Origin of the sequence: Flavobacterium sp. DG1-102-2, assembly GCF_033042555.1 — a bacterium.
Taxonomy (GTDB): domain Bacteria; phylum Bacteroidota; class Bacteroidia; order Flavobacteriales; family Flavobacteriaceae; genus Flavobacterium.
Genome location: NZ_JAWLIK010000004.1, coordinates 287,439 through 302,646 on the forward strand (window position 1 = coordinate 287,439; position 15,208 = coordinate 302,646).

General features: G+C 39.9%; 20 protein-coding genes and 4 tRNA genes. 11 read left to right on the forward strand and 13 right to left on the reverse strand.

Going from position 1 to position 15,208, the window contains the following annotated elements; translation table 11 throughout:
• Positions 1-14: 14 nt before the first annotated feature.
• Together R1T16_RS08595 and R1T16_RS08600 are read left to right on the forward strand one after the other, a co-directional pair.
• Positions 15-566, forward strand: a complete 552-nt coding sequence (locus R1T16_RS08595) for a hypothetical protein (protein ID WP_317500688.1) — start codon at positions 15-17, stop codon at positions 564-566.
• A gap of 75 nt (positions 567-641) precedes the next feature.
• The gene (locus tag R1T16_RS08600) at positions 642-2,018 is read left to right on the forward strand and encodes an exonuclease domain-containing protein (RefSeq protein ID WP_317500689.1); all 1,377 of its coding nucleotides are present in this window, start codon (positions 642-644) and stop codon (positions 2,016-2,018) included.
• A gap of 648 nt (positions 2,019-2,666) precedes the next feature.
• Here R1T16_RS08600 and R1T16_RS08605 read toward each other — a convergent pair.
• The gene (locus tag R1T16_RS08605; RefSeq protein ID WP_317500690.1) at positions 2,667-3,023 is read right to left on the reverse strand and encodes a helix-turn-helix domain-containing protein; all 357 of its coding nucleotides are present in this window, start codon (positions 3,021-3,023) and stop codon (positions 2,667-2,669) included.
• Positions 3,024-3,126: 103 nt separating this feature from the next.
• Here R1T16_RS08605 and R1T16_RS08610 point away from each other — a divergent pair, with 103 nt between their 5' ends.
• Together R1T16_RS08610 and R1T16_RS08615 are read left to right on the forward strand one after the other, a co-directional pair.
• Positions 3,127-3,870 (forward strand): SDR family oxidoreductase, encoded by a 744-nt coding sequence (locus R1T16_RS08610; RefSeq protein ID WP_317500691.1) that lies wholly within the window; start codon positions 3,127-3,129, stop codon positions 3,868-3,870.
• Positions 3,871-3,990: 120 nt separating this feature from the next.
• A complete protein-coding gene (locus R1T16_RS08615) occupies positions 3,991-4,503 on the forward strand; it encodes a GNAT family N-acetyltransferase (protein ID WP_317500692.1) in 513 nt (170 codons plus the stop codon).
• A 25-nt stretch (positions 4,504-4,528) separates the two neighbouring features.
• Here the strand turns inward: R1T16_RS08615 and R1T16_RS08620 are convergent, their stop codons facing one another.
• The 5 genes from R1T16_RS08620 to R1T16_RS08640 form a co-directional block, all read right to left on the reverse strand.
• On the reverse strand, positions 4,529-5,107 hold the full coding sequence (locus R1T16_RS08620; protein WP_317500693.1) for a PhnA domain-containing protein: 579 nt from the start codon (positions 5,105-5,107) through the stop codon (positions 4,529-4,531).
• A gap of 89 nt (positions 5,108-5,196) precedes the next feature.
• Entirely contained in the window at positions 5,197-5,559 is a 363-nt protein-coding gene (locus R1T16_RS08625; RefSeq protein WP_317500694.1) for a DUF1801 domain-containing protein, read from the reverse strand.
• A 273-nt stretch (positions 5,560-5,832) separates the two neighbouring features.
• Positions 5,833-5,914 (reverse strand) — tRNA-Leu (locus tag R1T16_RS08630).
• 46 nt (positions 5,915-5,960) lie between these two features.
• Positions 5,961-6,033 (reverse strand) — tRNA-Lys (locus tag R1T16_RS08635).
• A 34-nt stretch (positions 6,034-6,067) separates the two neighbouring features.
• Positions 6,068-6,140: transfer RNA gene (locus R1T16_RS08640), tRNA-Lys, on the reverse strand.
• A gap of 228 nt (positions 6,141-6,368) precedes the next feature.
• On the opposite strand from R1T16_RS08640, the gene R1T16_RS08645 reads away from it, so the two are divergent.
• Positions 6,369-6,884, forward strand: a complete 516-nt coding sequence (locus tag R1T16_RS08645; RefSeq protein WP_317500695.1) for a shikimate kinase — start codon at positions 6,369-6,371, stop codon at positions 6,882-6,884.
• Here R1T16_RS08645 and R1T16_RS08650 read toward each other — a convergent pair.
• Together R1T16_RS08650 and R1T16_RS08655 are read right to left on the reverse strand one after the other, a co-directional pair.
• On the reverse strand, positions 6,881-7,378 hold the full coding sequence (locus R1T16_RS08650; RefSeq protein WP_317500696.1) for a phosphoribosyltransferase family protein: 498 nt from the start codon (positions 7,376-7,378) through the stop codon (positions 6,881-6,883). The genes R1T16_RS08645 and R1T16_RS08650 overlap by 4 nt on opposite strands.
• Positions 7,379-7,430: 52 nt before the next feature.
• The gene (locus R1T16_RS08655) at positions 7,431-7,817 is read right to left on the reverse strand and encodes an RNA-binding S4 domain-containing protein (RefSeq protein ID WP_317500697.1); all 387 of its coding nucleotides are present in this window, start codon (positions 7,815-7,817) and stop codon (positions 7,431-7,433) included.
• A gap of 155 nt (positions 7,818-7,972) precedes the next feature.
• Here R1T16_RS08655 and R1T16_RS08660 point away from each other — a divergent pair, with 155 nt between their 5' ends.
• Positions 7,973-8,923, forward strand: a complete 951-nt coding sequence (locus R1T16_RS08660) for a hypothetical protein (protein WP_317500698.1) — start codon at positions 7,973-7,975, stop codon at positions 8,921-8,923.
• 188 nt (positions 8,924-9,111) lie between these two features.
• Here the strand turns inward: R1T16_RS08660 and R1T16_RS08665 are convergent, their stop codons facing one another.
• The 5 genes from R1T16_RS08665 to R1T16_RS08685 form a co-directional block, all read right to left on the reverse strand.
• A complete protein-coding gene (locus R1T16_RS08665; RefSeq protein ID WP_317500699.1) occupies positions 9,112-9,453 on the reverse strand; it encodes a hypothetical protein in 342 nt (113 codons plus the stop codon).
• A 433-nt stretch (positions 9,454-9,886) separates the two neighbouring features.
• Entirely contained in the window at positions 9,887-10,126 is a 240-nt protein-coding gene (locus R1T16_RS08670; protein WP_317500700.1) for a hypothetical protein, read from the reverse strand.
• A gap of 111 nt (positions 10,127-10,237) precedes the next feature.
• Positions 10,238-10,957 carry a siderophore-interacting protein gene (locus R1T16_RS08675; RefSeq protein WP_317500701.1) on the reverse strand — a complete coding sequence of 240 codons (720 nt, stop codon included), beginning with the start codon at positions 10,955-10,957 and terminating at the stop codon, positions 10,238-10,240.
• Between the two features lie 80 nt (positions 10,958-11,037).
• A complete protein-coding gene (locus R1T16_RS08680; protein WP_317500702.1) occupies positions 11,038-11,892 on the reverse strand; it encodes a helix-turn-helix transcriptional regulator in 855 nt (284 codons plus the stop codon).
• Positions 11,879-12,565 carry a hypothetical protein gene (locus tag R1T16_RS08685; protein WP_317500703.1) on the reverse strand — a complete coding sequence of 229 codons (687 nt, stop codon included), beginning with the start codon at positions 12,563-12,565 and terminating at the stop codon, positions 11,879-11,881. Before R1T16_RS08685 ends, R1T16_RS08680 begins: the two co-directional genes overlap by 14 nt.
• A 174-nt stretch (positions 12,566-12,739) precedes the next feature.
• Here R1T16_RS08685 and idi point away from each other — a divergent pair, with 174 nt between their 5' ends.
• The 5 genes from idi (at position 12,740) to R1T16_RS08710 (ending at position 15,205) form a co-directional block, all read left to right on the forward strand.
• Positions 12,740-13,267: an isopentenyl-diphosphate Delta-isomerase gene (gene idi, locus R1T16_RS08690; protein WP_317500704.1), complete on the forward strand. Its 528-nt coding sequence runs from the start codon at positions 12,740-12,742 to the stop codon at positions 13,265-13,267.
• Between the two features lie 63 nt (positions 13,268-13,330).
• A complete protein-coding gene (locus R1T16_RS08695) occupies positions 13,331-13,741 on the forward strand; it encodes a 6-carboxytetrahydropterin synthase (protein ID WP_317500705.1) in 411 nt (136 codons plus the stop codon).
• 17 nt (positions 13,742-13,758) lie between these two features.
• Positions 13,759-14,730 (forward strand): type I phosphomannose isomerase catalytic subunit, encoded by a 972-nt coding sequence (locus R1T16_RS08700; RefSeq protein WP_317500706.1) that lies wholly within the window; start codon positions 13,759-13,761, stop codon positions 14,728-14,730.
• 54 nt (positions 14,731-14,784) lie between these two features.
• Positions 14,785-15,051 carry a hypothetical protein gene (locus tag R1T16_RS08705; RefSeq protein WP_317500707.1) on the forward strand — a complete coding sequence of 89 codons (267 nt, stop codon included), beginning with the start codon at positions 14,785-14,787 and terminating at the stop codon, positions 15,049-15,051.
• An 80-nt stretch (positions 15,052-15,131) separates the two neighbouring features.
• Positions 15,132-15,205, forward strand: a tRNA-Thr gene (locus tag R1T16_RS08710).
• Positions 15,206-15,208: the final 3 nt, after the last annotated feature.

The following is a 15,208-nucleotide window of genomic DNA, read 5'->3' on the forward strand; positions in this document are numbered from 1 at the left end:
AAATAATAAAAGTCATGGAAATTATTCAAACACCGGAAAATGCTTTATCTCATGTAGTTGCTAAAGCTATTATCAATGCCCCAATATCAAAAGTGAATATCGCCGACTGGCTATTTAACCTTCCTGATGCAGAATATCAAAAATGCTCGGTTAACCACATCGCGGCAGGTGTAACAAGCACGTATGACGGGCAGCCAATGTCTATAAATGTAGAGATGATAGGCGATGCACTGGTTATCCAGCACTATATAGCCACAGAGTACCGCGCTGATTATTGCAGAATGCTTTCTGTTTCAGATGTAATTGGTAAAAATGGGCGTAGTAAAGTGCAGGTGTTATGGGAGCTTAGAGCTGAAGTCATAGATGATGAGACTACCCAATACATTAATGAGATCCATGCTACGGCTACACCCGAATTTTTAGAATTTATTAAAGAACACGGAATAAGTTTAGCAAATGCCGCAGCTGCAAGACAGGCAGCATCTGACCTCCATAACCAGGAGGAGACCCCTCTCTTTGCTAAGAGCATCGAGAAAAGAGCGCTTACAGGCAAATATGGAATTTAAAATAGCTGTCCCGGCATATTCCTGTTTTCTGCTGTAAAAATAAAATGTTAGCTTTGCATTATACAGGAAATGAGGATGATAAAGCAGGAGTATGCCATAGTAGATATAGAGACCACGGGAGGTAATGCAAGCGGCAGCCGCATTACAGAGATTGCCATAATTATTCACGATGGCACAAGTGTCATTGACCGCTGGGAGACACTCGTTAATCCGCAACAGGAGATTCCTATTTCAATTTTTGCCTTGACGGGTATCAATAACGAAATGGTGCGCTATGCACCCATTTTTGATGATATTTCTGAAAAGGTTTTCGAGATGCTTTCGGACAGGATCTTTGTAGCGCATAATGTAAATTTCGATTATTCTTTTGTACGCCACCAGCTTGAGGAAGCCGGTTTTAAGTGGACGGCAAGAAAGCTTTGTACAGTGCGTGCCTCACGAAAAATAAAACCAGGATTAAGCTCTTACAGCTTAGGGAATCTTTGCCGTTCGTTAGACATACCGTTGGAAAGCAGACACCGTGCCGGCGGCGACGCTGATGCCACTGCACTTTTATTTTCCATGCTGATAGAATGCGACGATCAGAAAGAGATTGATAAGATGGTTAAGAAAACCGCACAGGATCAGCGGCTTCCGCCAAACCTTCCGCCATCTGACTTTGAGCAATTACCTGACAAGCCCGGAGTATACTACTTTTATAACGAAGCAAAAAAGGTAGTATATGTGGGTAAGGCAGTCAACTTAAAAAAACGGGTTGCGTCACATTTTAGCGGGCACAAGATCACTCCGCAGCGGCAGCATTTTTTAAGGGATATACATTCCATTTCGTTTGAAGTATGCGCTACTGAACTGATGGCGCTGCTACTTGAATGTTCTGAAATTAAAAAGCTATGGCCAGTATATAATAAAGCATTAAAGCAATTTGAGGCAAAATTCGGATTGTATGAATATGAGGCCCGCAACGGATACCGTTATCTCGCGGTAGGCAAGGTGAGTAAGTTTCAGGTTTGCATAGAGGTTTTCAGTACTATACACGATGCGATAAACCTTTTACGCAGCCTTGCCGAAAAATTTGAACTGGATTACAGGTTCTGCAAGTATGCTGTTGATGGAGGCGCCGATCTTTTTTACCAGCCTGACCATGCCGCTTTACCCGATGTTGCACAGCACAATGGGCAGGTTGATAATGCCATAGACTTTGTTTTAAAAAACAGGCCGAGCTTTGGGATTGTAGATAAAGGACGGTCTAAGGAAGAACGAAGCTGTATATGGGTAGAAAACGGGCATTTTTATGGCATGGGATATTTTCCTGCCGATACCGGATTTAGTGACCCATTAGAAATGAAGCAGTATGTTACTCCTTACAAGAGCAATCATTACATGATGCAGCTTATATATTCTTATGCCCAAAAATATCCCGGCAGGGTTATTAGGGTTAAGGAGCTGGTTTGATATTCCATTTTTTACTGTGTTTGATTCCATTCAAATTCAGTTATACGTTCTCCGGTATAAATTTAAAAAATTACGTATTACTTCGGTTGATCTTTCGCTGCTTAATAAACTGAAAGACTGGTCCCACAATGAACAGTACAAAAAATGAAAGCAGAATTTGCTTTGTAAGTGGATAGGTAGGGTCTTTAGCCTACGGGTACTCTGGTAAGTGTTTCGTTTACAATAGGAACAAGCGACAAAAAAAACTGAATGACAGCAGTAAATTCTCAAAATAGCGCGCTCTCGTGTGCCTTGCTTTTTTTAGTAAAGAACGAAAGCGGCTAGTACAAGTACAACTATGAACAGCGAGAAAATATGCCCGGGGTTAAAAGATCCGTGTTTGATAAAACCTCAAGCGGTTAAGGAAGTAATGACCCTTCCGTAAAAATATATTTTACCGGATACGGCACCCAGTTTTATTTTACCCGATTTTACAAATGATACAATTGCCGCTATTATAGCTACAATGCCAACGACTGTGTGCAAAATACCTAAGCTTGAAAGTCCCCTAATTTTTTTCTGCAAATTTTGCCCGAAATAAAAAACAGGATTAACTTATGTTAAACTGGCTTATCTTTTTTTATTTATGCAGGCAGAATAGGCGTATGGCTACTGCATATCTTCAATAATAACCTGTCGGTGCTTTATTCCCCATTCGGCAAGATTATTAATTATACTTCTCAGAGTAAGGCCGTAATCGGTTAAATTATACTGCACAGTAATGGGCTGCGAGTCAAGAACGGTTCGCTTTATCAGTTTATTTGCCTCAAGCTCTTTTAATTCTTTGCTCAGCATTTTGTTTGAAATGCCATCTACATCATTTAGAATATCCGAAAAACGCCTCTTGTTGTAATAACATATAGACGAGATTATAGATATCTTCCATTTACCGTTTAGCACGTCCATTGCATCATGAACAGCCATGATCTCTCTTTTATGTCCGGGGTTGCATACATTGTCATCCATAAGTTACCTTGTTACTCAAATGTTACTGTTACTTTTTGTTACAAAGTAACTAAAATAAATTAATCTATCCTAAGTTTGCACTGTAACAATAAAAATATTTAAAATGAATTTTACAGATAAAAATGTAGTTATATCGGGTGGAACCACAGGGATAGGGTTAGCAACCGCAAAAGCATTTATTAACGCGGGCGCAAACGTTTGGATTACCGGACGAAATGCACCAAACCTGCAAAAAGCTGCTGAAGAGATTAACAGCACTAAATTAAAAACAGTAGTTTCGGATACATCAAAGCTGGAAGATATTGCAATTCTTGAAAAGGCATTTGCAGAAAATGGCGGTAAAGTAGATGTACTTTTCCTTAATGCCGGCATCGCCGTTTTTGCTTCTATTGATCAGGTAACTGAAGCAGATTTTGATGCTCAGTTCAACACCAATGTAAAAGGGCATTTCTTTACCTTACAGAAATTTATTCCTTACCTGGCAGACGGGTCGTCGGTAATATTTACGTCGTCAACTGTAGCTACAGCCTCTAATTTAGGAACTAGTGTATACTCATCTACAAAAGGTGCGCTAAATAAAATTGCCCAGATCGCTGCCAATGAGCTTGCAGAAAGAAAAATCCGTGTCAATATAGTCAGCCCGGGGCCTGTACAAACTCCCGGACTGGAATCTGTAGTGCCTTCAGAAGTTAAGCCATTACTTGCTGCAGCAACTGCGCAGCAGCGTTTAGCGCACCCTGACGAGATTGCACGTACTGTACTTTTTCTTGCATCTGACGCTGCAAGTTTTATAAGCGGCACAGAAATAGTTGCCGATGGCGGTTACCTTACTTACGCGCTGAAGTAATAGCTTAACTGCATATAGCTTATTAAAAGCGAAAACATCACAAGATGTTTTCGCTTTTTGCTTTAAATAAGTACTGCTTAAATACTGCGTGCAATAATTTGATTTTTTAAATTTACAGCTATGGAATATAGGTTTAGAAAAGCACAAAAAGAAGATGCCCAACAAATTCGGGATATTTTGCGACAGGCTATTGAACGTCGTAAACAGGATGGCAGCAGGCAATGGCAGGATGGTTATCCTAATCTCGAAGTTGTAGAGAATGATATTGAAAAAGAAGTTGGGCATGTATTGACAGATGATGAGGTTGTTATAGGCTATAGTGCAGTTCTGATTAATTACGAGCCAGCCTACAATGATATAGAGGGCAAATGGCTAACCAATGAAGATTTTGTAGTAATGCATAGGGTTGCCGTGTCTCAAAACTATCTTGGCAAGGGACTTGCTATTTATATCTTACGACAAATTGAAGAGTTAGCTCTGACATCCGGCATAAAGAGCATAAAAGCCGATACCAATTTTGACAATGCAGCCATGATGAACATTTTTGAAAAGCTTGAGTATTCCTATTGCGGCGAAGTTCATTTTAGGGGGAGTGCCAGAAAAGCGTATGAGAAAGTTTTAGGCTGGCAATAATTCCGATTATGCAGCTTGGCCTGCATTATTTCTTTACATACTTAGTAAGAATGACAATTAGCTGCCCGTCTATTTTTCCTTCAATTTGCTCGTGGTTATCATGTACCAAACGGATATTTCGCACTGCAGTTCCTATTTTTGCATTAATTGTGGAACCTTTTACATCAAGGTCTTTAATAAGCGTTACCGAATCACCATTTTGAAGGATATTGCCATTACTGTCCTTATGAAATTCAATTGTTCCGTCCCCCGTATGGTCGCCGGTGGCTTTAGCCCATTCCAAATTCTCGTCGTCAAGATACATCATGTCAAGTGCATCGGCAGCCCAGCTCTCATTACGAAAACGGTTCAGCATACGCCATGATGCAACCTGTACGGCAGGAACCTCACTCCACATTGATGTAGGTAATACACCTTGCCAAAAATTGTTATCCAGTTCTTCTTTTTTTTCTATTTGGTTAAGGCATTTCTCACTAATTAGGATACAACCGTCAATGCCGGTATTCTGGGCAGGAGGCACCTCATATACAAATAAGTTTTCGCTATCGCCGCTCAATTCACAAACATTTCCGCTTCTCTGCTTCAGTAATTCTTCTATTTTCATCTGATGATTGTTGGATTAAAGCGCAAAGGTAAAAGAATTGGCGAAATATGATGTGTCAACCAAAATTGATAACGAAAATTCTGTATTAATTATTCAGAATGAGAAGCCCCGTAACGTATGGCCGATTCAAGTACATCAAGATGTATGTCTCTAAGGTTTTTGAATTTGATGCAATATCCGGTAACACTCGCTTTTCCTATCTTATTACCATAGGTTTGAGCCAGATATTTCTTATCGCCTATGCCGAGTATATAAACGGAAATTCCGGTTGTGTTTGCGCTGATACCAATCTGGAAAAACTCCCTTGTCTTCCCGGTTGCATATTTTATGGTTTGCAGGCCGTATCCTATGTTAGGATTGCTCACCGTTTTATTCTCACTGTCTTTACCATCTTCAAACCATAATTTACACCCCGGTAGAATTTTAAGTACAAGATGATGCAATTCCCGCATTCGCTCCGCTTTGCATCAGGCAAGCTGTGTAGATAGTTATTTATTGCGGTACGCTCATATAAAATTGTAGTTGTGGTATAGTTTTCCAAATTTCGGGTATTTAATGAAATACTGTGGCACTTTTTTCTAAAGATTGGTTGTGCCACGAAAGGTGCCTGAAATAGTATGTTTTTTTAAAAATTTTGCAATACGTTTAAAAATGAAAAAAGCCTGCAATCCCTCGGTTTTGCAGGCTTTTGAAAATAATTTCGCTGTTATGAAAACTGCTAAAAGTGACCACGATGGGATTCGAACCCATACGCCTTTCAGCACCACCCCCTCAAGATGGCAAGTCTACCAATTTCTCCACGTGGCCAAAAAGTAGTATAAACAAAAAAAGTTAAGCATGTGCTTAACTTTTGTGACCCGGCTGGGATTCGAACCCAGGACCCCATCATTAAAAGTGATGTGCTCTACCAGCTGAGCTACCGAGTCTTGCTTTCAGGAAATAAAATCAGGTCTTAAATAGTGACCCGGCTGGGATTCGAACCCAGGACCCCATCATTAAAAGTGATGTGCTCTACCAGCTGAGCTACCGAGTCTGTTATTTCATTCCCTGAATGCGGGTGCAAATATACGCATCTATTATTCATTATTCAAAGCGTTTTTGGGAGAAAGTTGACTTTTTTTTTAATATTTTTTTTAACGCCTTTATTTTAAGGGTCTTATTAGGAAAGAAAATTTAACGTCAAATTAAAGTTATCATTCAAATCATGATATTTTTACAGTGATGCATACCATCTCACAAAAAAAGTGAGTAAAATTGCAGTATGAAAAAAGTAATACTGTGCGGATATATGGCATCGGGTAAAACTACAACGGCCCGTTTGCTGGCTAAAAAACTTAATTTGCCTTATGTAGATCTTGATGAAGTTATAGAAAGCCGCACAGGCAAAACCATTTCTCAGCTTTTTAAGGAGGTAGGGGAGATTAAATTCAGGAAACTTGAACACGATGTGCTTTATGATATAGTAAACGGCTCAGGGGGCTTTGTTTTGAGTATGGGAGGAGGTACACCTGTGTACGCAAACAACCATGAAGTATTACAAAGAGAAGATGTGGCTTCTTTTTATCTTAAAGCAGGTATTGCTACTTTAGTGGAGCGCCTAAAGCTCCAAAAAGGAAAGCGTCCATTACTGGACGCTTTAAAAGACGATGAATTCGAATCTTTTGTAGGACAGCATCTGTTCGAACGCAGTTATTACTACCATCAGGCTAAACATGTAATTGATGTTAATAATAAATCGCCTGAGGAGATTACTGCTGCGATAGCATTACTGGTCTAATCTTCTAAGTAGGCGTATTGCTCTTTCTCGTCCAGGACTACCTGAACATTTTCGCGAAGCGAGGTAGAGAGGGACAGGCCTTTAAAATCCGCCTTTACGGGATACTGCTTGTGATTCCTGTCTACAAGCACTGCCGTTTTAAATTTCTTTAACGGAACATCAAGAAAATGCTTTACGCCATATATAAGCGTAGTGCCGCTGTTAAGCACGTCATCTATCAACACGAGGCTTTTGTTAGTATATTCTTCTGCCGTAAGAGAAGTCGTAACCGGCTCAAGGGGTTGGTTCTTGTTTATCTTAACTTCGCAAAGAGTAACCTTTATGTATGATATTTTTTCAACTTCTGCGGCCAGCTTCTTTGCAAAAAGAAAACCATTCTTGGCAATACCTGCTAATACAACTTCAGTATCTTCAGGAAATGTTTCGTAGATCTGGTAAGCTATACGTTTTGTTTTATGGTCTATTTCCTGTTGCGTAAGGATTATGTTTTTCATTTGTAGCTATAATTTGTTCAAAGATAAAAAAAGCGCGTTTGTAACAAGTGTTTTATTCGTCACCGTCGTCATCAATATCCAATCCGTAATCGTCCAGGTCTCGTCGGTCTTTTTTAGTTGGCCTTCCGGTTCCTGCAGCACGATAGTGTGCTTTTGAAAGTTTGAGCAGTTCCAAATGCTCGAATGATTCTGCCGGAGTTTCGTCCTTTCGATAAATATCCACAAGTTTTGGCCCTACGCGGTTTGCCGGTATGTCCAGTACGGTGAGTATATAGTTAATCTGGTCACGGCGCACGGTAACCTTATCTGACGGAAACACCTCACGCGATGCCTTTGCCTGCTGCCCGTTTACAGTAACATGTCCTTTTTGTATAGCCTGGGTGGCAATGCTTCGGGTTTTGTAGTACCTCACGCACCATAAAAATTTGTCAATCCTCATACTAATTCTTAAAAATCGTTGTTATTAGCAAGAACTTATGCTGGCTTTTTGTTGAAGTACATTATTGGCATTTTCGGACAATCGAAAAAAGTAAGCACGAGTTCAGTACAAAAATAAATGAAAATTGTATCTTGCGCTCATTAAAAAAAATTAAAATGAACAGATTTTTAAAGGTATTCAGCCTTATTGCCTTCATAACATTTTTTGCTTCGTGCAAAAATGATGACGATGTTAAAGTTGCTCCCCCAAGGGATTACGGTGTACAATATGCATCTGACAAAGACAGTATAGAGAAATTCCTTAAGAACCATTATATAGATCTTAATACGGAGACACTTGACGCAACTTTTCCTGCAATTGCGGATTATGCAGGCGGAGGAGCTGCACCTGCTTCAATATGGGACCAGACTACCTATCCGCTTCAAAACCTTAAGGTAACAAGAAATGAAGTGGAATATACACTATACTACGTGTCTTTTCGTGAAGGCGTAGGTCAAAGCCCTTCAATGGCGGATAACATTAACTTTACGTATAGGGGATTGTTATTTGATGGTACACAGTTTGACTACAGGGAAAATTCTGTTGCCGAATCCCCGCTTTATCAGCTTGTTCCGGGTTGGCTTGATGTTTTGCCACGATTTAAATCAGGGGTTTATGTAGAAGGTAATGAAGGAGATCCTGCAAAGTTTACCGATTTTGGTGCCGGAGCTATGTTCCTGCCTTCAGGTCTTGCGTATTTTAATAGCGTACCGTCAGGGAGCAACCTTGTTAGCGCTTACGCCTGCATGGCGTTTAGTTTCCAACTGCTTGACGTAACTTACACCGATATTGATGGCGATGGAATATTGAATAAAGATGAAGTGGCAACACCAGGCGGAAGTCCTGAGTTTTACGACACTGATGGCGATGAAATTCCTAACTATCTTGATACTGATGATGATAACGACGGTCGTCTTACAAAGGATGAGTTAAGAGTACAGGGCACGGTAAATGAGTACTACAAATATGAAGATATGTTTACTGACGGTGTTCTTAAAGATGAATTTAAGTGTGCAGGCGGTAGTCTTCCTAAGTTTTTAGATCCTAATTGTAAAGGCGGTTTATAAACACACATTATACAAAAAGTAAAAAATCCCATTCACCCCGGCGAATGGGATTTTTGTTTTAAATAGGTTTCAATTATGGTGTGTAGCTCGCCCATGGCGTTTGTGTGGTACATAAAAAGTATGCTGCCATCTACGGTTGGATTATATCCTTTAAGTTGTATCCTCCAACTAAAGCATGTTCAGGCCAGCTAGTGTGCGGCATACACATTGGTCGCAAAAATGTCAATAGGGTGAGTGTCAATAATATCTGAAACCTCTCCTGTAGCACAATTGCCATTTCTTACCAGTATTTCGGCCTCATAATAACGAGATGGATTTTGCTCCAGGTCCTCGCTCCAGGTAAAGAACAGCCTTCTCGGTTTACTCAATACTTGTGTGTTTATGCCGTTGATACCTGATGCAGGGACGCAAATAGCTTTTGGCGCCCGGTCGTTTACGCCTTTTGCAGACGTAGAAACAGTTTCTTCTTCTGTTGAACAGCCAATGAGCAACACCGGAATAAATAGTGCTGCAAGTAGCAATTTTTGCATAATAATTATATTTAGTTTGGAGGCCTAAAGTACCTATTCGCAAAATGCCAGCCTGTTAAAATCAACTAACCGTGATTATTGCTCTCTAAAAGATAATAAAAGCAGTATGCTTTAAGAATTTTTTAAGATATTAATAAATTACAATTATAGTATTATGTCAATACTTACAATAATGGTTGAGGGTTTTTCCTGCGCTTTGCAAAAGTCAGTTAATGCAAGAATAAGGATTAATGCAGTAAGGCAGATTTTAGGAGATTTTTTCATACAATCGGGAGTGTTTGAAGGTTTCTGTTTTCTTGGTTATCCAAATAAATGAAAAATTTTAGTAACAATAAAATGAATATTCAACAGTGACGATATTATGTTAAAATAATCGGTTAAGTTACACTTTTTGGTTAAAATAGGGTGTCGCTATGCAAGCCCAAAGCACTATTTAATGTACTTTACAGCCGCTAAGATTTTCAAACTCCACCTTGAGCGCAGAATATATTCCTATAATTTCTGTTGGGTCATAATCAAAGAAGTCGTTTCTGAGTTTTACAAAGTAACCAGTGTCTTTGTTTAACTCAGAAAAGTAAGCCAGCAAAATATCAAAATTTTTGCTGGCTTCGTCTTTATCCTCGGTTGTTATAAAAATCGTAAAAATCTCTATAAGTTCACTATTTGTAAGCATAATTTTTAAATTGGGGAGCAAATGTAACAAAACACTCTGTTTGCGAGTTTACCAAATCATTATGCTTAAGTTTCTAAAAAGATCGTTACTGTTTTAAAGATGATTATAAATTTATTCAAGGCCCTTTTTATTGGGATGCCAAAACGGTTTTGTTTTTATCTGTTTTGGTAAAAAGCCATGCTCTTTCTTAAAATAGTTATGCAATGCTACACAAAATGCAGTTTCTCCGGCGATGTAAACCGTAGTATTTCCTTTCGGTATGCCGTTCCAGCTAATTTCTGTAATGATATCGTCAGCAGGATTTTCCGGTGCTTCAAGAAACCCAAAGTTGCGCTTCGATGACAGGTCGTCAAAATAATGTGTCTTTGCAGATGAGTATATTATCCCCGATGCCTTTTTGCTGATACCTGTGTTGCGGTTAAGCTCATACAGGTGGGCCAGCGAGGATATATCACCATAGAAGAGATGGTTGTCAGCATCAGGGTTAATGGTAAATTTACCCTCCGGCCCGCGGAAATAAATAGTGTCGCCTTTTTCTAAAGTCTGAACCCATTTGGCACCCTGCCCATTAGAGAATATACAAATGGCAATATCGGCTTCGTTTCTCAGTTCGTCATAACGCCATACAGAATAAGTGCGTACCATGTTGCTCAGGGAAGAGTTATCAACTAGTCCCACAATAATACGCAGGTGCTGTCCCGGAATATAATTTTTAAAACTGTCCGTTTTAAGTTTGATGCGTATGTGGTAAGTAGAATGGGTAATCTTTTCCTTGTGTATCACCACAGCCGTATGGCTCATTTTGTAGATGATAGATTGTAAAATGCTCATTATCTTTTGTGTTTTATGCTGATGCAAAGTAATTTCAAAACACAAAGAATACTGTTTTACAATACGGTTAAATTATTGGATTATTCGCGGAATTTCTTTCGGAAGGCAAGTGGTGTCTCGCCTGTTATTTTTTTAAACAGGCGCGAAAAGTAGGCATGATCTTCGTAGCCAAGCAGGAAAGCTATTTCCTTTATATCGTTGTTAGTGTAATAGATTTGTTTCTTGGCTTCAATAATCATGGCATCCTGCAGCCAGTGTGTTACAGATAACCCTGTGGCGGTATTAAGGCAGTGGTTAAGGTGCGAAGTGGTTATGTTTAACTGCTTGGCATAAAAGGATGGCAAATGTAAAAAAGAGTACTGCTTCAGCAAGGTTTTAAACTTTGCGGTAATAATAGCAGCCTGGCTTTTTTGCTGCGGTTTGCCAGCCCCCGCTTTAAAGTAAAGTCCTGCTGCCTGATTAAGAAACCCGCTGAGAAGCCCATTAAGTATGGAAGCCTTGAAAGGGTTGTCGCTATTAAACGTGCGATGTATGAGCGACAGCGTATCAATAAGATCGGGTGATTCCTCCTGGAAAGGGAAAAATTGCTTTTGGGGCATAAGGTTTTCAAATATCTCACGGCAGTAGTCGGGCACAAGAAAAGATTCCACACTCATAAAATAACCCTGCATATCAATGCTAACCGATTTTGGTGCATGTACCTGAAAAGGACGCACCATTATTAATCCCGGAGCTTTAAGTTCAAAGTCTTCCATATCCAGATGAAAATCTGCGCTGCCTTTCTGTGCTACTAAAAAGATGTAATAATCGTCCATGTGGCTTGCGGTTATATCCATCTCTTCGTCCATGTCTTTAAAAGTCATGTACTGCAAGTTAATACCACCTACGGCGCTGGCATCCTGTTTATGTATCGGGATATTCTTAATTGTTTTCATGGCTCGCTGCCCTGTTGCCTTTATAGGGCTTAAGTGATTGTATTATTTTTTCAAGTTCGGCTTTCTGCTCATCATTTACATAAGAGTATATAAAGCCTACAGCGAAGCCTTTGTCAATTGTAATAAGATATGTTTGGTGTACATCCATGCCCTGTATGTGGGCTGCCATGCTCATTTCGTAATAATCCTTTCCATTAAGGACTTTTTTAGGAAACGACCTGTCCATCTGTATAATTTCAAGTTTGCCGCTGCTAAGTATTTTGCTAACGCTTTGCAGGTAAATATCGCCTGTTACGACAGATGGGTGCTGCTCCATATTTTCGGCAAGCAGTAAGATGTTATGGGCAAACCCTGTAGTACCCGGATTGTTTGAAATTGCAGTAAGCAGGTTTGCCGATGTAATGTCTGATGATTTGATTGCAGCTTTTTTTGTTTCCTCGTCGTTAAATACCAAATCGCTGCCCTCTTTCATGAGTTCCTTTTTCTGCTTATCATCCTGTATTTGCCATCCTTTCGGGATATTAAATTCTATGTCAAAAAAGGTGTTGGTGTATTTGTCGTTTCTTACGCGGCCATAATCAAATCCTTCAATCTCGTTGATAGGGGTTGTTTTATTACAGGCTGTAAGCGCTAAAGCGGCAATAAATAAGAATACTTTAAGGGTAGGCTTCATAGTTGGTTTTTATTTTACGTAAAAATAGTAAAATCCTGAAAGCAAAGAATTAAAATAAAAATATACCAGCGGAATAAAAAGGTGTTATACTATATTACCAACCTCTGCTATCAAAACGTTAAACGGTCGTATATCCGCAAAGTTTTTCTTATTTTTGGAGGCTATTAGGATGTTATGACAGAAGAAAAAGTAATACTTGTAAACGAGCAGGATGAGCAGATAGGCCTTATGCCTAAAATGGAAGCCCATGAAAAGGCTTTGCTGCACCGTGCGTTCTCGGTTTTTATACTTAACGCTAATAACGAGATCATGCTGCAGCAGCGTGCAGCCCAAAAATACCATTCGCCATTATTATGGACAAATACGACCTGCAGCCACCAGCGCGAGGGTGAGTCTAACATAGAAGCAGGAACTCGCAGGCTGAGGGAAGAAATGGGGTTTGAAACCGAACTCAAGGAACTTTTCTCATTTATTTACAAGGCACCGTTTGATAACGGACTCACAGAGCATGAACTTGACCATGTAATGATAGGCTATTATGATGATGAACCTGCAATAAACAGGGAAGAGGCGGAAAGCTGGAAATGGATGAGCATTGATGCGGTAAAAGAAGATATGCAGCAAAACCCGGAGACATACACTGTATGGTTCAGAATCATATTTGATGAATTCTACCATTTTTTAGAAGACCATAAATTATAGTATAATAGTTGAAGGTTGTCAGATATTCCGGCAAACAACAACCAACAACCAACAATAAAAAAAATGAAAGTAACCGTAAGCAGGACTGCCCATTTTAATGCTGCCCACCGCCTGTACCGCAAGGACTGGAGCGAGGAGCAGAACAATGCTGTTTTCGGCAAATGCAACAACCATAACTTTCACGGGCACAACTACGAGCTTATCGTTAGTGTTACGGGAGAGATCGATCCGCAAACAGGATATGTTATAGACATCAAGATACTTAAGGATATTATTATTGATGAGGTGGAAACGCCTTTTGATCATAAAAACCTTAACCTTGATGTACCTGAGTTTGCCGACCTGAACCCTACTGCCGAGAATATAGCAGTTGTAATATGGAACAGGGTACGCAGGCGCATTGACGCGGCGATGGATATCGAAGTGGTGCTCTATGAAACACCACGCAATTTTGTTACCTACAGAGGAAATTAAACCAACCAAAAAACAATATGAGCTTAACACTGTACCCATTAGTTTTTGAACCGATCCTGCAGGACAGGATTTGGGGAGGAACAAAACTTGAAACCGATCTTGGTAAAACCAACCTGCCCACAGATACTACCGGTGAAAGCTGGGAACTTAGCGATGTAAAAGGCAATGTTAGCGTTGTGGCTAATGGTGAATACAAAGGCCAAAACCTTACTGACCTGCTTGATAAATACCCTGCCGAGGTATTAGGCTATAAAGTGCACGAGAAATTTGGTAAAGAGTTTCCGCTGTTGTTTAAATTCCTTGATGCGAGAGATGATCTTTCGATACAGGTACACCCAAATGACGAACTGGCTAAAAAACGCCACAACTCTTTTGGTAAAACTGAAATGTGGTATGTAATGCAGGCTGACGAGGGTGCACGCATCATTGTAGGCTTCAAGTATAAGTCAAGCCCGGAAGAATACCTTCAGAACCTGGAAAACAAAAGCCTTATCAATATACTAAACGAAGTACCGGTAAAAAAAGGCGATGTGTTCTTCCTTGAAACGGGAACCATACACGCCATAGGTGCCGGGATTGTAATTGCTGAAATTCAGCAGACATCAGACATTACCTATAGGATATACGACTGGGACAGGGTAGACGCTCAGGGTAAATCGCGCGAATTGCACGTAGAGCAGGCGCTGGATGCCATGAATTATAATACCACCGATACCCAGAAGCATTACACAACAGTAGAGAACAAAGCTAACGTAATGGTAGACTGTCCATATTTTACCACGAGCTACTTTCCGTTAAAAGGCAGCACTGCGGTAAATAAAGAGGGCAGCAGCTTTACTGTTTACATCTGTACCGAGGGTGAATATGCCATTGAGGCCAACGGCGAAAAGCACAACTTTAAAAAAGGTGACACAGTACTGATTCCGGCGTCGTTAAAGGTTTTTATCCTTTCAGGAGAAGCTACATTGTTAGAAATAGGCATTTCTTAACGGATGAGTCAAAGAATAATCGTAATTTTGCAAACAATTTAAAATTAAATAAAGATGGCAAGCGTTAAAAACTTAAAAAAAGACATCAATTTCGTATTAGGAGATATCATTGAGGCGATCTATGTATGGGAGATCACTACAGGTGCTCAGGCTACAGAAAAATCTGAAGCGCTTATAGATGAGGCAATTGTTGCTTTTGACAGCCTTATTACTAAAGTGAACGCTAAAAACGTTGAAAATAAAAAAGAACACTTCAGGGCTATCAACAAGCAACTGGAAGAATCTGCTACACAATTAGTTGAAAAAATCAACGCGCTGTAAGCAAAAAAATCAATAAAAAGTGCCTGTAAATAGTTGCAAAATTAAAAACCGCACTATATATTTGCACCCGTATTGAGAACGCCGGTGTAGCTCAGCTGGCTAGAGCAGCTGATTTGTAATCAGCAGGTCGTGGGTTCGAGTCCCTCTATCGGCTCAA

Excerpts from the sequence above, each read along its gene's own strand:
- R1T16_RS08595 (WP_317500688.1), top strand. The coding sequence starts at position 15 with ATGGAAATTATTCAAACACCGGAAAATGCTTTATCTCATGTAGTTGCT.
- R1T16_RS08600 (WP_317500689.1), top strand. The coding sequence starts at position 642 with ATGATAAAGCAGGAGTATGCCATAGTAGATATAGAGACCACGGGAGGT.
- R1T16_RS08605 (WP_317500690.1), bottom strand. The coding sequence starts at position 3,023 with ATGGATGACAATGTATGCAACCCCGGACATAAAAGAGAGATCATGGCT.
- R1T16_RS08610 (WP_317500691.1), top strand. The coding sequence starts at position 3,127 with ATGAATTTTACAGATAAAAATGTAGTTATATCGGGTGGAACCACAGGG.
- R1T16_RS08615 (WP_317500692.1), top strand. The coding sequence starts at position 3,991 with ATGGAATATAGGTTTAGAAAAGCACAAAAAGAAGATGCCCAACAAATT.
- R1T16_RS08620 (WP_317500693.1), bottom strand. The coding sequence starts at position 5,107 with ATGAAAATAGAAGAATTACTGAAGCAGAGAAGCGGAAATGTTTGTGAA.
- R1T16_RS08625 (WP_317500694.1), bottom strand. The coding sequence starts at position 5,559 with ATGCGGGAATTGCATCATCTTGTACTTAAAATTCTACCGGGGTGTAAA.
- R1T16_RS08645 (WP_317500695.1), top strand. The coding sequence starts at position 6,369 with ATGAAAAAAGTAATACTGTGCGGATATATGGCATCGGGTAAAACTACA.
- R1T16_RS08650 (WP_317500696.1), bottom strand. The coding sequence starts at position 7,378 with ATGAAAAACATAATCCTTACGCAACAGGAAATAGACCATAAAACAAAA.
- R1T16_RS08655 (WP_317500697.1), bottom strand. The coding sequence starts at position 7,817 with ATGAGGATTGACAAATTTTTATGGTGCGTGAGGTACTACAAAACCCGA.
- R1T16_RS08660 (WP_317500698.1), top strand. The coding sequence starts at position 7,973 with ATGAACAGATTTTTAAAGGTATTCAGCCTTATTGCCTTCATAACATTT.
- R1T16_RS08665 (WP_317500699.1), bottom strand. The coding sequence starts at position 9,453 with ATGCAAAAATTGCTACTTGCAGCACTATTTATTCCGGTGTTGCTCATT.
- R1T16_RS08670 (WP_317500700.1), bottom strand. The coding sequence starts at position 10,126 with ATGCTTACAAATAGTGAACTTATAGAGATTTTTACGATTTTTATAACA.
- R1T16_RS08675 (WP_317500701.1), bottom strand. The coding sequence starts at position 10,957 with ATGAGCATTTTACAATCTATCATCTACAAAATGAGCCATACGGCTGTG.
- R1T16_RS08680 (WP_317500702.1), bottom strand. The coding sequence starts at position 11,892 with ATGAAAACAATTAAGAATATCCCGATACATAAACAGGATGCCAGCGCC.
- R1T16_RS08685 (WP_317500703.1), bottom strand. The coding sequence starts at position 12,565 with ATGAAGCCTACCCTTAAAGTATTCTTATTTATTGCCGCTTTAGCGCTT.
- idi (WP_317500704.1), top strand. The coding sequence starts at position 12,740 with ATGACAGAAGAAAAAGTAATACTTGTAAACGAGCAGGATGAGCAGATA.
- R1T16_RS08695 (WP_317500705.1), top strand. The coding sequence starts at position 13,331 with ATGAAAGTAACCGTAAGCAGGACTGCCCATTTTAATGCTGCCCACCGC.
- R1T16_RS08700 (WP_317500706.1), top strand. The coding sequence starts at position 13,759 with ATGAGCTTAACACTGTACCCATTAGTTTTTGAACCGATCCTGCAGGAC.
- R1T16_RS08705 (WP_317500707.1), top strand. The coding sequence starts at position 14,785 with ATGGCAAGCGTTAAAAACTTAAAAAAAGACATCAATTTCGTATTAGGA.